Source organism: Hahella sp. CCB-MM4 (assembly GCF_002260525.1).
Classification (GTDB): domain Bacteria; phylum Pseudomonadota; class Gammaproteobacteria; order Pseudomonadales; family Oleiphilaceae; genus Hahella.
Window position 1 is genome coordinate 1 of sequence record NZ_MRYI01000090.1, and the last position, 433, is coordinate 433.

The window sequence follows — 433 nt, forward strand, 5'->3', positions numbered from 1 at the left end:
CTCTACGTGTTTGGAAACGCGCTCGTGCATGAGGATAGCGCTTCCCCCGAAACCAGTGTCCTCACCTGGCTTGCAAGGTTGGCAGCCGCCGCCGATGTGCCCCTCGAAGGCAATGGCCAAGGCGGAGATCTGAGCGAACAAGCCCGCTCCCTACCCCCTCAAACCGGCTGGCAGATCCCCGAGCTTGCACCCGTCTTGCAAACATCGTTCCGGCGCTCGGAGATAGACACCTTCATCCTGGCTTTGCCAGAAGGTGAGCCACAGATCGACGATCTCGCACGCCTCCTGAACTGGTCGCGGGGCCAACGGCGCCAGGCATCGTCTTGGCTCCTGGAGACGAGCACAGATCCTCACCGCGCGGAAACGTTGGCCGCAAACCTCTCCGCCCGCGCCAATGATCACCCGGTCGGGATCATTCCCGCAGCTCCTCTCG

1 protein-coding gene is annotated in these 433 nt (G+C 62.8%); it reads left to right on the forward strand.

What is annotated here, in order from left to right:
* Positions 1–433 (forward strand): hypothetical protein (locus BTA51_RS30585; protein WP_210404961.1); only part of this gene is annotated, 433 nt, incomplete at both ends.